The sequence below is a fragment of the Sorangium sp. So ce834 genome, from assembly GCF_051521425.1.
In the GTDB taxonomy this organism is placed as follows: Bacteria; Myxococcota_A; Polyangia; order Polyangiales; family Polyangiaceae; genus Sorangium; species Sorangium cellulosum_D.
In genome coordinates this window covers 12,095,925-12,108,789 of record NZ_CP150351.1, presented here as the reverse complement: position 1 = coordinate 12,108,789, position 12,865 = coordinate 12,095,925, and the positions used below count along the sequence as shown (strand labels likewise).

The 12,865-nt window shown below is 72.1% G+C and carries 8 protein-coding genes; 1 reads left to right on the top strand and 7 read right to left on the bottom strand.

Features of this window, described 5'->3' with window-relative positions; all coding sequences use genetic code 11:
• Positions 1 to 79: 79 nt before the first annotated feature.
• Positions 80 to 1,660, bottom strand: coding sequence for a protein kinase domain-containing protein (locus WMF20_RS44550; RefSeq protein WP_437607859.1), 1,581 nt, complete (start codon positions 1,658 to 1,660; stop codon positions 80 to 82).
• Positions 1,654 to 2,601 (bottom strand): hypothetical protein, encoded by a 948-nt coding sequence (locus tag WMF20_RS44545; protein WP_437607858.1) that lies wholly within the window; start codon positions 2,599 to 2,601, stop codon positions 1,654 to 1,656. Before WMF20_RS44545 ends, WMF20_RS44550 begins: the two co-directional genes overlap by 7 nt.
• A gap of 446 nt (positions 2,602 to 3,047) precedes the next feature.
• Between WMF20_RS44545 and WMF20_RS44540 the strand changes: the two genes are divergently transcribed.
• Positions 3,048 to 3,941 (top strand): DUF2267 domain-containing protein, encoded by an 894-nt coding sequence (locus WMF20_RS44540; protein WP_437607857.1) that lies wholly within the window; start codon positions 3,048 to 3,050, stop codon positions 3,939 to 3,941.
• A gap of 17 nt (positions 3,942 to 3,958) precedes the next feature.
• On the opposite strand, the gene WMF20_RS44535 is transcribed toward WMF20_RS44540, so the two are convergent.
• From WMF20_RS44535 to WMF20_RS44515, 5 genes are all read right to left on the bottom strand, one after another.
• The gene (locus tag WMF20_RS44535; RefSeq protein WP_437607856.1) at positions 3,959 to 4,345 is read right to left on the bottom strand and encodes a response regulator; all 387 of its coding nucleotides are present in this window, start codon (positions 4,343 to 4,345) and stop codon (positions 3,959 to 3,961) included.
• The gene (locus WMF20_RS44530; protein WP_437607855.1) at positions 4,342 to 5,889 is read right to left on the bottom strand and encodes an RAD55 family ATPase; all 1,548 of its coding nucleotides are present in this window, start codon (positions 5,887 to 5,889) and stop codon (positions 4,342 to 4,344) included. Before WMF20_RS44530 ends, WMF20_RS44535 begins: the two co-directional genes overlap by 4 nt.
• On the bottom strand, positions 5,886 to 6,917 hold the full coding sequence (locus WMF20_RS44525; RefSeq protein WP_437607854.1) for a sensor histidine kinase: 1,032 nt from the start codon (positions 6,915 to 6,917) through the stop codon (positions 5,886 to 5,888). The genes WMF20_RS44530 and WMF20_RS44525 overlap by 4 nt, the downstream gene beginning before the upstream one ends.
• A 329-nt stretch (positions 6,918 to 7,246) precedes the next feature.
• Positions 7,247 to 8,248 carry an NAD-dependent epimerase/dehydratase family protein gene (locus WMF20_RS44520; protein ID WP_437607853.1) on the bottom strand — a complete coding sequence of 334 codons (1,002 nt, stop codon included), beginning with the start codon at positions 8,246 to 8,248 and terminating at the stop codon, positions 7,247 to 7,249.
• Positions 8,245 to 12,819 (bottom strand): AMP-binding protein, encoded by a 4,575-nt coding sequence (locus tag WMF20_RS44515; protein WP_437607852.1) that lies wholly within the window; start codon positions 12,817 to 12,819, stop codon positions 8,245 to 8,247. The genes WMF20_RS44520 and WMF20_RS44515 overlap by 4 nt, the downstream gene beginning before the upstream one ends.
• Between the last annotated feature and the right edge of the window lie 46 nt (positions 12,820 to 12,865).

Sequence of the window (12,865 nt, the reverse complement as noted above, 5' to 3'; positions counted from 1 at the left end):
GCCCGTCCCCACACGCCGTCAGCACGACGGCGACACTTACAAAGCAAGCGCTCGACCTCATGAGAACCCCTCCCGCTGCTCAGTAAATGACCTTCTGACAAGGGACGAAGCCATCGCAGAGATCGCGCCCCTGCGCCGGCGTCTCCATGGCCTGCCGCGGGGGAGCGGCAGGGCGGTTCGCGCGCGGCCGCGCCGCGACGGGCGGCAGGGCGGCGGCCCCCGGGAGCGGCTCAGGGCATCGATCGAGCGGCCGAGCCGATGGCGGCGGGATGGCTCGGACTGCTGCAGCCCGGACGATCGGCCCCAGACTCAGCACGGCCCGATGACGGGGCTCCCACCACAGGACCGCGGCCGCGCCGCCCAGCGCGAACGCCAGCGCGAGCACCGCGCCGAACCGGCGCGCGGAGGAGCGTCGCCCTGGGGGGCCGCTGGGGCGCGGAGGGGGCGGGGGCGCCGGCGCGCCGGGCAGCGCCGGGGAACGTGGAGAGGTCGAGGGCGCCGGCGCGACCGGCAGCATCGGAGCGAGGTCGGGAAGATCGGGGACTGGAGGCGACCGCGGAGCCACCGGAGGCGCGTGGGGGGCGTGGTCCCGCGCGTCCCGCGGCGGCACCGCGCTCTTGAGCGTGTCGGGCGTATCAGGAGGGCGCGGGGGAGCGACCGAAGGCGCGTGGGTGCCGTCGTCCCGCGCGTCCTGCGGCGGTATCACGCTCTCGACCGTGTCGGGCGCTTCGGAAGGGCGCGGCGTGGGGAGCGCGCTGGCGCGTCCCCCCGCTTCAGCCGGCGCGACCGGTTGGGCCTCGTCCTCCACCGGGAGCGGCGCTCCCTCGGCCGGCTTGCACCGAGCGCCGGACGGCTCCGCGAAGATGTTCGCGCAGGGAAGGTCCGGCGGTCGGCCGAGCTCTTCCCACTCGCGCGCAAAGGGAGTCAGGACAGAGAGCACCTTGCCGATGCTCGGCTGCCGCCGCTTGGGGTTCTCCTCAAGGGCCATCTGGATCACGGCCTGAAGCAGCGGAGGGAGCCCGCTGGGAAAGCTCGGCGGCGTGGTCCACGGCGAGAGGGCGCGCTTGCACAAGAGCTCGTACATGAGCGTGCCGAAACCGTAGACGTCCGCGCGAGGTCCCAGCCGACCCCCGGAGAGGAGCTCCGGCGGCGCGTACCCGTACGGGTCGTGACGCGCCTCTTCCGCGCCGAGCTGAAAGAGACGGACAAAGCCGAAGTGCGTGATCGCGGTGCGGCCATCGCTCACGACGAAGACCCGGTCCGGACTGAGGGCGCCGTGGAGGAAAGAGAGCTCATGAGCGCGCACGAGGCAGCGCCCGACGTCGATCAGCACCTGGAGAGCATCCGGCCCGAGCTCGCTCCCGCGCGCAGCGTCGAGGAGCGGGACCGCGTCGCCGAGCACGGGCGACGCTGCCCACGCCACGGAGCCGCTCACCCCGCCGTAGAGCACGGGGACGACCTCCGGGATCTCGCCTGCGAGGCGCTGCAGGCGCGCGATCTCCTCGGCGAACACGTCCTCGTCGAGGCGCGCGCCCTCGCGGAGGTGCAAACGGACGAGCGCCCTCGTGTCGCCGACCTGCCGCGCGAGGAAGTGACGGACCATGCCGCGCTCCTCGTTGAGCAGCTCGTGCCCTTCCCAGACGTCGCCGACGGCTACCATACGAGCCTCACCTCCGCGCCGGCGCCTCGCGGGCGGATCTCGGCCTTCCGTGGCCAGACGACGTAGACGATCGTCGCGGCGCCGAGCGCTGCGCCGGCGACGAGCGCAGCCGAGCCGAAGCCACGGAACAGGCTTGCTCGAGCGTCGGCCGCGTCCGCTTCGTCGTAGATTTGGCGATACTCGGCGCTGCTATGGAGCATCGAGCCGTCGTTCAGGCGGGTCACCTTGGCGACCGTTTCGCGCTCGGCGAAGCCGCCGGCGACGTGAAGCCCGATGCCAGCGCCGAGCAGGGCCGCGGAGACGGCCGCGCCGGCGCCGATGAACGAGGGGTTCGGCCTGGAGTGCGCCGGCGCTGGAGCGACCGGAGCCGGCACAGGGACCTTTGCGGCGGCAGCCTTCGGGACCTCGAAGGCGAGCGAGACGCGCCGCGACTCGCGCGCCGCCACCTTCACGAGCGCATGGGCGACCTGCCCCTGCTTGCCGATCGCCGTGACCTCGTGCTGTCCAGGCGTGACGAAGACCGGGCCGCCCGCGCTCACCTCGCGGCCATCCACGAGGAGCCGCGCCGCGCCCGGCGGGGAGCTGATGTGGAGCTCGGCCACGCGCTGCCGAACGGCCGCCAGAGCGGCATGCCTCACCTCGTAGCGGCGGCGCTCGATGTCGTTGGTCGGCGCGGGCATCTGCTCGACGCACTTCTCGAGCTCGGCCGCGGCCTCCTCGAGGCGGTCGAGGCCGAGATCGAACACGCCGAGCTGGCAGATGGCCATGGTCATGGGCTTGAGCGCGTTGACGCGCGCCCAGAGCTCGCGGGCGCGAGCGAGCTCGAGCCGCTTGGCGGCCTTCTCCGCCTCGTCGATGAGCTCCTGGACCTCGCGGTCCCGCGCAGCGGGGTCCGCGGCCACGGCCTGGAGGGGGACCATGGAGGCAAGGGCGACGGTCACGGCGGCCGCTCGCCGTAGATGGTCCCGTAGAAGAGGAGCACGCACGGTTCACCCGCCGGATCGAGGGGACCACGACGCCGCGCTGGCCCGCCCAGCGCGGCATCGACTTTCGTACCACCGCGACGACGCCGTCAAGCGCGCCGAAGCGCCGCGTGTTCCGTGCTGTGCATTGTGAGCGCGCGTCGAAATTTCTCGTCGGTGGCGGAGAAGATCGCCGTAACGGGTGACGCGCCGGACGGCTAGCGCCGCTCCCGCACCTCTCGAAGGGCACGACGCAGAGCGCGCCGCCGTGCCCAGCCGCGCAGGAGAGCCGCGCCTGCCGGACCGAGGCGACCTTCGCGCCGCCCTCGCGGTTGGTACCGTTCTGGCTAGCCGCTGTTCAACGCGCCAACGCCGCCCAGGGGAGGGATCTCGCCATGCCGCTAGAACAGTACCGACGCCCGCGAATGATCGTTCTGAGCCCGCGCTCGACCGCTTACGACGCGGTGAGGGCGATGGTCGACAACCACGTCGGCGCCGTCCTGGTCCACGACGGCCAGGGCCTCGCCGGCATCGTGACCGACCGCGACATCGCGCTCGAGGTCGTGGCAGGCGATCTCGACGCGCGCAGCACCGCGCTGCGCGACATCATGTCGGACGAGGTCGCGACGCTCGAGATCGACGCGTCGATCGACGACGCCGTGCGCATCATGCGCGATCATGCGTGTCGGCGCGTGCCGCTGACCGAGCAAGGGCGGCCTGTCGGCGTCGTGACCCTGGACGACCTGCTCGCCGACGGCGCCATCGACGCCGAGGCCGCCGGCTCCGTCGTGCGCGCGCAGCTCGAGGTGGCCGCCCGGTTCAAGCCGGGGGGCGCGCTGCACCCGGAGGGGATCGCGCGCCCCGAGCAGCGCTCGCGCGGCCCCGTCCGCGCCCTCACCCGGCGCAAGGCGCGCGCGGACAGCGCCTACGGCCGGCTGCTGCACGCGGTCGAGCGCCACAGCGGCCTCCAGCAGCGCGACCGCGCCGAGCTCGCGCTGCAGATCGTCCTCGGCAACCTCTGCCGCAGGGTGACGCCCCAGGAGGCGCGCCACCTCATCGCGCAGCTCCCCTCCAAGCTCCACCCGTCGCTCGATCCGTTCCTCGACGGGCCCGACAAGCGCATCACGACGGCGACCATCGAGGACGACGTCGCCCGCGAGCTGCGCATGGACCGCGAGGCCGCCGGCTTCGTGCTGCAGGCGATCTGCGAGGCGGTCGCGGACAGCGTGTCCGCCGGCGAGATCGAGGGGTTCCGCGGCCAGCTCCCGCTCGACATGAAGGACCTGTTCCCGCCGACCCCCCTGCGCCGGGCGATCTGAGCCGCCGGGGCGGCGCCTCAGGGCGCCGGCGCGGTCGCGGGCGCCGCGAGCAGCTTGCGGACCGTGCCGAGGAGCTTGTCGGCCGTGAACGGCTTCTTGAGGACGGCCTGCGCCCGGTCGCCGAGCTTCTGCAGCAGCTCGTGGCGCTGCTCCACCGCGCTCATGATGACGATCGGCATGCCGTCGAGCCGCCGCTCCGCGGAGACGGCCTGGACCAGGTCGAAGCCGCTCATGACCGGCATCATCAGGTCGACGAGGGCGAGATCCGGACGCGACCCCCGCAGGGCTTCGAGCGCCTGCTTGCCGTCGGCGCACGTCACGACCGAGTACCCCTCGTCCTCGAGCAGCCCCTCGATGCACGCGAGGAGGTCGAGCTCGTCGTCCACCACCAGCACCGTCGTCACGGCTCCCCCGCTTTCCGCGAAAGCCCGGCGAGGAGCCGGGCCTGCCCCGAGAGGATCTGCTCCGCCGACTCGAACGAGCGCGCCACCTCGATGCCGCGCTCGGAGATGACGAACTCGCGGATCGACCTGTCGTAGACGCTCTCTCGCATCTTCATGACCGAGATGAGCCGGTGGATCTGCGACCGGAGCTCGACGTAGCGGAGCAGGACGACGGTCTCGACCACGTTCCCGAGCTCTGGATTCGGCATCTTGATGAGGGGCGTGAACAGGTCGAGCTCCTCGGTCACCACCGTCGTCACGTCGAGCATCCTGAGCTGGTTGGTGAGCGCCGAGAGGAACCGCGGCATCCGGTCCGGGTAGACCGACGCGGCCCGGAAGCCCTCGATGCCGTCGATGAACAGCCGCCTCCGCGGCGTCGGGTCCTGGCGCAGGAGCTCGAGCAGCTGCTCCGCCAGCGCGTCCATCATGTGCTCCAGCGGCGGCTGCCAGATGAGCCGGATCGTCCCTCTCTTGATGTGGGTGTCGAGATCGATCCCCACCTTCCGGGCCTTCTCGCAGAGCCGCGGCGGAGGCTCGTAGAAGCCGAAGTAGATCCCCGCCTCGCCCCGCCTCGCCCCCTCGGCCAGGAACGAGAGCCCGAGGAGCGTCTTGCCGGTGCCGGGCGCCCCGAGGAGGGCGGTCGTCGAGCCCGAGGGCAAGCCGCCATCGAGCATCGCGTCGAAGCTCTCGATCCCGAAGCCCATCCGGCAGCGCTCCTCGGCCGCGCTCGCCGGCGGGCTGTCGAACTGGATCTCGGTGCGCGGGTGGATGACCATCCCGGACGCGTCGATCTCGACCTCATGCTTGCCGCGCAGGCAATCGCTCCCGCGGAACTTGTGCACCGTGAGCTCCCGGACGGCCCGCGGCCCGATCAGCTGATCGGTGAGCTCGATGACGCCGTCCACGAGCGCGTTCTCGGCGTGCGACGGCCCGCGCGTGCTCGACAGGAGGAACGTCGTGCAGTCGCTCAGGGCCGAGAGCCCCTGGATCTCGTGCACGAACTCGCGGAAGGCCAGCGCGCTCGGCGCGCGCTGCTCGACGCTCTCGATCCCGTCGATCACGAGCACGTCGGTGCCGCGGCGCTCGCGCAGGGTGCGGCGCAAGAGCTCCAGCAGCGCCGGCAGGCCCTGATCGCGGAGCGCCGGATAGCCGCTGATGTAATAGATGCGATCGGGGAGCATCCCCACATCGAAGAACTGCATCCCGCGCAGGTGGCGGATGATCTTGCTGTGCGACTCGACGAGGAGCGTCACATAGACGCACCGCGCGCTCGGGCTCCTCCGGATGTGCTCGAAGCAGAGCTGGTTGCCGAAGATCGTCTTTCCGCTCCCGGGCGGCCCCATCAGGGCGTAGGTGCCGTTCCGGAGGAAGCCGCCCTTCAGGATGTAATCGAGCCTCGGAATGCCGGTCTCCAGCCGCGGGATGTCTGCCCTGGGGCGGTCGCTCTCCCTGTCCTCGGTCGAGGGTGCCTGTGCGTCTCTCGGGTCTTCACGTTCTCGCGTCATAACGGTTTCGCTGCAGTCTCCGACGTCTGCTGCTCGATCGGCAGGCGCACGACGAACGCCGCGCCCCCGCCGTCGGGAGGTTCGATGACGATGCTGCCGCCGTGCGCCTGGACGATCTCGCGCACGATGTAGAGGCCGAGCCCGAGGCTCTGCGCCTTGTAGGTGGAGGCGATCCGCTGAAAGGGCTCGAAGACCCGGTCGCGGTTCTCCGCGGCGACGCCCGGCCCGTGGTCGCGGACCGTGAGCCTGGCCGTCGTCCCCTGGCGCGCGAGCGAGACCTCGACCGGGCCGCCGCCGCCGTACTTCAGCGCGTTCGTGAGCAAGTTCTGCACGACCTGCTCGATGCGCGCGCCGTCCCAGAGCCCGAAAATGGGCTCGCTGGCCACGATCTGGACCGGCGTCCCGGCCGTCCGAGCGTGCTCGGCGATCGCCTCCGCGGCGTCACGCACGATCTGGAGCAGATCCTTCGGCTCGAAATCGAGCTCGAGCCGGTGGGCGCGGATCCGGGTCACGTCGAGGAGGTTCTGGACCAGGCTGGTCAGGCGATCGATCTGGCGCTCCGACATGTCGACGAGCCTGTCGAGCTCGGGGAGCGATCCGTCCGGCGGGATGCGCAGCTTGATGCGATGAATGGTGAGGAGCAGGGCGTTGAGGGGCGACCGGAGCTCGTGCGCCGCGATGGACAGGAACTCGTCGCGGGCGGCGAGCGCGGCGCGCGTGTCTGCCGTCCAGCGCTGGAAGGCGGTCACGTCGATGAAGGTGAGCGCGGCGAGCTTGTCCTCGTGGTCGACGGCGTCGCACCGGACGAGGAGCGCGAAGTCGCCCTCGCGGGTCTTCCAGTGCGTCAGCAGGGGGCCGAACGACTCGCCCCGGAGGGCGCGGGACCGCGGCCGCTCGTCTGGCCCGAGCGGCTTCCCGTCGGCGTCGGTGACTTGCGGGGTGTGCCCGTCCAGGTCCTCGTAGGCAAACGAGATCTCGCGCGCCGACGGGTTGGCGAAGATGACCCGGCCACCCCGTCCGATCGTCATCAACACGAGGCCCGCCTGAATCGCGTCTGCGGCTTTGGGTTCGGTGGATAGATGCGGGTTCACCAAGCTGGCTCTCCTCGCTCTCGCGGAGGTTCCCAGCAGGCTCATCGTGCAAACGGCGGACCGCCCCGGGCTTTCGGCGAGGAGCGGCGCTCGCGCCGGCGCCGGAGGGCGGCTGTGGCGTAACGCCATTGCGCGGGGCAACTTGGCGCGTGCGCGGGTGATGCGGGGCCGCCAGTGACGCTGGCGTGGCGGGCTATTCTTGCCGGTCCAGCGCGCCTCGGCGCGCCGCGCGACCGCCGCCTACGCCGGCGGCCCGGCCGCGCCGCCTACGCCTGCGGCCAGACCACGCCGCGCGCGCGCAGGTCGGCGACGGTGTCCGCCAGCGTCTCGACCGGGTCGCGGGGCGTCCAGCCGAGCTCTCGCCGCGCCTTCGTCGCGTCGAGGTACCAGAAGTGCTGGCCCATCTCGGCCGACACCGGGTCGACCGGCACGTCGAACGGCAGCCGCTTCCGCGCCCGCTCGATGAGGTGCGCGCCCGCCTTGGCGAGCGCGATGCTCCGCGGCAGCCGCAGGGCCGGGGCCGGGACGCCCGAGATCCGCGAGAGGCGGTGGAAGAAGACGTCGAGGCTCATGTTGGCGGCGCCGAGCAGGTAGCGCTCGCCCGGGCGGCCCTTCTCCATCGCCAGCACCATCCCTTGCGCCGCGTCGCGGGCGTCGACGAAGGAGAGGCCACCCGCGGGGATGAAGGGCAGCCGGCGCTCGAGGAAGCTCACGACGTCGCCCGTCGACGCGCCGTGGACGTCGCCCGGGCCGAGCAGGATGCTCGGGTTGACGGCGACGACCTCGAAGCCGGGCCCATTGCGATCGAAGGCCGCGCGCTCGGCGTACAGCTTCGAGCGGTAGTAGGGCCAGCCGGCGATGAGGTCGATCGGCGGCGCCGCCGTCTCGTCGCGGATGTCGCCCGGATCGCGGCTCACCGCCACGACGCCGCTCGTGCTCGCGATCACCGCGCGCTTCACCCCCGCGTCGCGGCAGGCGTCGAGGGTGATCTTGGTCCCCTCGACGTGCGTCCGGTAGAGCGCCTCGGCGTCCTCGCGGCGCCGCGAGACGCGCCCGGCGCAGTGGAAGAGGCCCTCGCAGCCCTCGGCGGCGGCGCGGACCGACGCCGCGTCGAGGACGTCGCCGCGGCGGAGCGCGACGCCTTGCTCGGCGAGCGCGGGCGCCTCCGCCCGGCAGAGCGCCACGACGTCGTGGCCCGCCCCGCGCAGCGCCGAGACGAGGTGCGAGCCCAGAAAACCGGTCGCGCCGGTGACGAGGTAGCGGCTCATGCGAGATCGAAAACCTTCTGGAAGGTCTGGAGGAGGGAGATGTCGTTCGATTTCACGAGGCCCGTCATGAACTCCATCGGGCTCGGCGTGTAGGCCTCGCGCACGATCTTGGTGAAGATCTCCGGCGTCGTCTTGAGGACGCAGTCCGCCTGCTGGCTCGGCTTGCCGATCCGCGCCTCGCAGCTGGCCGGATCGATCCGCAGGGTCCACTTCGCCTCCTCCTCCGCCCCGAGCGTGACGTAGTAGGTGATCGGCTGGGTGACCCGCCCGGCCACGTACTTCGACTCGAGCTCGCGGAACAGGACCGTGAGCGGGTGCTCCTTCGTCGTGGCGGCCTGATCGATGCTCTCGACCCGGCGCAGGTCGAGGGCGCCGCCCTCCTTGAGCTTGATCACGGCGAGCTGCGTGAGCTCCGCGACCTTGCGGCAGGCCATCGCGTACTTCATCCCGGCGGTGAGCCGGCGGAGCTCGGCGATCTCGAGCGGCGGCCCGATGCGCGCCACCAGATCGCGGCGGATCGGGACGCTGCGCCCCTTGGGGAGCGCCTCGAAGGTCCCGCCCAGGTAGAGGGGCAGGATGTCGACGTTGTGCGTGAGCGCGAGGTGCCCGATCGCCGGCTTGAACTCCAGGATGCTGCCGTCGGGGCTGCGCGTGCCCTCGGGGAAGAGCAGCACGGTCCGCCCGCGGTCGAGGATCTCGCCGGTCTGGCGCAGCGCCGTGCGCAGGCCGCCCTTGCGGTCGAAGGGCGCCAGGTTCGTGAGGTTCTCGAAGTAGGCGCGCCGCCAGCGGTTGCCCTCGAAGAAGTAGTCCTGGGCGGCGAGCGAGACGATGCCGTCGCCGTAGCTGCCCAGCGCGAACTTCACGAGCCCCATGTCGAGGTGGCTCGCGTGGTTCGAGACGACGATCGTGTTGCGGTTGTGCGGGATGAACGCGCGCCCGTAGACCTTCGGGCGCATGACGTTCCCGTAGAAGCCGGACTGGACCTTGTTCATCCAGTGCTTCGCGAAGTCGGCCATCGGGCGGGGGACGTGGATCGGCTCCTCGCCCGGCTTGTGCGACGTCGGCTCCGCGGCCGCGGCGCTGGCGTCCGGCGCGAGCGCCGCCGCGCCCGCCTCGGCGGCCGAGGCGGCGAGGCGCTCGACGATCGCCTTCACCTCGGCGCGCTTCACCTGGCCGGACGCGGTGCGCGGCAGGTCGGCGTCGTGGAGGTGCAGGGCCATGGGGTGGCACGGCTTGGGCAGCGCCTGGATCGCCGTGCGGAGCGCGTCGAGCGCGCGCTCGTGCTGCGCCGCCCGCGCGAGCGCCGCGTCGCCGCCCTCGTCCTTCGCGCTCGGCGCCGCGGGGACGGCGAGGCAGGCGACCTGCTCGCCGCCGCGGCCGTTGTCGATCCCGACGATCGCGAGCTCCTTCACGTGCTCGACCTTGCCGAGCTGGCGCTCGACGTCGGCCGGGTACACGTTCTCGCCCTTCGCCGCGGTGATCACCTCGCTCTGCCGGCCGACGAGGACGAGCCGCCCCTGCTTGTCGAGCCTGCCGAGATCGCCCGTGTGGAGCCACCCGTCCGCGTCGAGCGCGGCCTCGGTCGCGCCGGCGCCCTCGGCGTAGCCCTTCATGACGTTGGGGCCGCGCGCGAGCACCTCGCCGACGCCGCTCGCGTCCGGGTTCGCGATCTTGATCTGCACGCCGGGGATCGGCTTGCCCACGTTCCCGGGGCTCACCGTCGGCGACGGCTTGGCGACGGTCAGGAGCGGCGCCGCCTCGGTCAGGCCGTAGCCTTCGGCGAGCGGCAGGCCGAGCCCCTTGAACACGGCGGCGGTGTCCTTGGGGAGCGCCGCGCCGCCGGAGATGAGGAAGCGGACGTTGCCGCCGAGCGCCTCGTGGACGCTCCCGAAGAAGAGCCGCCCCACGTTCAGCCCGAAGCGCTTGCCGAGCATGCGGTTCAGCTCCATCGCCCAGCTGAACGCGGCGGCCGCGGCGGGCCCCTGCTCCTTCACGCGGGCGACGATCTGGCGCTCCAGCATCTGCCAGAGCGCCGGCACGCCGACCATCGCCGTGACGCGGGCCCTCTTCAGCCCGTCGGTCACCCGGTCGGCCGAGACCTCGTCGAGGTAGATGATCCGCGCGCCCTGCGACAGCGGCAGGAGCAGGCCGCAGGTGACCTCGAAGGTCTGGTGGAGCGGCAGCACGCTGAGCACGCGATCGCTCGCCTTGAGCGGGAACAGCGGGGCGAGGGCGGCGAGCAGCGCGGTGAAGTTGCCGTGCGTGAGCAGCACGCCCTTCGGCTCCCCGGTCGTGCCGCTCGTGTAGACGACGCTCGCGACGTCCTCGCCGCCCACGCGCACGTCCGGCGGCGCGAGCCCCTCGCCGGACGCCGGCCCCAGGTCGGCCGCGCGGCCCTCGGCGAAGCCGCAGAGGTCGAAGGCGTACAGGTTCGGCAGCGCCGCGCGCACCTCGGCGCCGATCTTCTCCTCGACGCCGCTGTCCCAGAGCACGACCTTCGCCGTCGACGAGCGGACGATGCCCGCGAACGCCTCCGCGTCGAGCGCGGGATCGATCGGCACGGCGACGGCGCCCGCGCGGAGGATGCCGAAGTAGGCGATGGGCCACGACGGCTGGTTCGCGCCGGAGAGCGCCACGCGATCGCCGCGGCGGACGCCGAGGGCGGCGAGGCGCGCGGCCGTCTGGCAGGCCGCGTCGCGGAGCTCGCGGTAGCTCGTGCGCGAGAGCCCGTCCTGCTCGATCCGCTGGAGGGAGAGCGCGTGATCGAAGCGCTCGGCGACCTCGTCGAGCAGGTCGACCAGGCTGTCGTAGGGCCGGAGCGGCTTGATCTCCCGGCGGAGCATGTCCTCCATGAGCGGGAAGGCCCACTTCTCCAGGCCGGGGAGGTGGACGTTCCAGATGTAGTCGCGCCAGTCGATCGCCTCCGGCGCCCAGACGAAGCGCGCCCGCTCCTCGGGCGGCATGCGGGCCATGGCGGCGCGCGTGTTGGCGCAGGAGTAGACCCAGTCGGCCTCCGCGACGAACGGCATGAAGACCTCGAGGAGGGTGGCCGTCTTCTGCTCGGCCTTGGCGGCGCTCTCCAGCGCGGCGGCCGCCGGCTTGAGCAGGGCCGCGGCGGGGCCGACGCTCGCCGACTTGAGCAGGCCGCCGAGGCCGCGGAGCGCGCCCTCGATGGCGCGCGCGCCGTGCGCGCCGTACTGCTGCCGCGTGAGGCCGCGCGGCTCGAAGCGGGACGACACGACGTCGAAGAGCGCGGTCTTCTTCCCCTCGAAGACCTGCCGTCGCTTGTAGAGCCCGGCGAGCTCCAGGTAGCGCGTGACGCGGCAGCCGTTCGTGTCGGTCGTCCCGTACTGGTACACGGCGGGCGCGCGGCCCTCGATGAGCTCGCAGAGCGAGGCGATCATGCCGCTCGCGGTCATGTCGACCGGGATGAGGTCGAGCCGCACGTCGTGGTCGCCGGGGAACTGCACCTGCCCCTTCGACGCGAGGTAGAGGTAGGGCGCCGAGGTGTTGATCCCCTCGTTCCAGCCGCAGAACGGGAACTCGACGGCGGTCTCGACGACGGCGGGGCGGACGATGGTGAAGGGCAGCCCGGAGCTCGCGAGCACCTGCTCGCCGATGCTCTTCGTGTAGGTGTAGATGTTGGTCCACCCCCAGAAGAGCGCGCGCTCCTTGCCGGCCTCGACGAGCCGGTCCTTGATGAACTTGCGCTTCACCCTGGCGAGCTCGTTGTCGAGCGCGCTGCCGCGGCTCGGCTCGCCGCGGGCGGCCAGGTTGGCCTTGGCCTCGTCGAGGAAGGCGCTCTGCCGGAAGGCGTCCTCGCACCGCTGGCGCGCCTGCTTCACGAGGTCGAGGCACTCGCTGATCTCGCGCTGCGGGTCCCAGTGCGATCGATCGAGGGTGCGCTTCGGGCAGGCGGCGCCGAACCACGTCTCGCCCGCGGCGCGGGGGAAGGGGATCTCGGCCGGGTGGTTCTCCTCGATGAGCCCGGAGCGGTACCCCGCGACGAAGCAGGTGCTCGTGTGCATCACCTTGGCCCCGAGGGCCCGCGCGAGCTCGACCAGGTTGCTGATGCCGAACGCGTTGACCTCGAGCGCCTCGTCGAGCGGGGGGTTGAAGTCGACGACCCCGGCCACGTTCACGACGGCGGCGATCTTGCCCGTGAGCTCCCCCACGCGGCTGCCGAGCCCGAGCATCGGCTGGCCGACGTTGCCGTTCATGGGGGTGATCTTCCGCCGCAGGTACTCCTCGAAGGCGGGCCCCGGGTGCTGCTCGCGGATCGGGTCGAACACGGGCGAGGTCGCGATCTGCGACCAGAAGCGCTCCTCGGGCGACTGGCTCTCCTTGGCGCGGACGAGCAGGTAGATGTGGTCGATCTCCGGGAACCTGGTGAGCAGCATGGCCAGCCAGACCTTGCCGAGGAACCCGGTGCCTCCGACCACCACGAGCCGCTTGCCCGAGAGCACCTGAGACGGCACCAGCGGCGGGGCCGCCGCGGTTTCCTCGCCCTTGGCCGCACCCGGCGACCCCGGCTCCACCCCTCGGGCGCCGGCCCCGTTCGTAACACCCATATGGCTCATCGAGACTCCAGGAAGGCCGCTCAATTCGCGCCTGGGC